The organism is Lysinibacillus sp. GbtcB16 (genome assembly GCF_019091145.1).
Classification (GTDB): domain Bacteria; phylum Bacillota; class Bacilli; order Bacillales_A; family Planococcaceae; genus Lysinibacillus; species Lysinibacillus fusiformis.
The window spans coordinates 1-254 of the sequence record NZ_JAGXJV010000626.1; the positions used below are offsets into that span (position 1 = coordinate 1).

General features: G+C 54.3%; 1 pseudogene. It reads left to right on the plus strand.

What is annotated here, in order from left to right:
* Positions 1-15: 15 nt before the first annotated feature.
* A pseudogene (locus tag KVT27_RS25445) lies at positions 16-254 on the plus strand (beta-L-arabinofuranosidase domain-containing protein); the annotation flags it as partial.

Below are 254 nucleotides of genomic sequence, written 5' to 3' on the forward strand. Positions count from 1 at the left end.
TTGGAGGACGAGCGATTGATTGCCAAAGCGAATCGCTGGGTGGAGTGGTCGCTTGCGAGCCAGCAGGACAATGGCATGTTCGGTCCCATACGGATCGAGACGGTGAATCGTGATGTCGATAAGGAGCAAGACTGGTGGCACTACATGATTATGCTGAAGGTGATGATGCAGCATGCGGAAGCGACGCAGGACGAGCGGATCGTCCCGTTTTTGAGCAAGTTTTTCCGCTATGTGCACGCGTCCATCGAAACGCA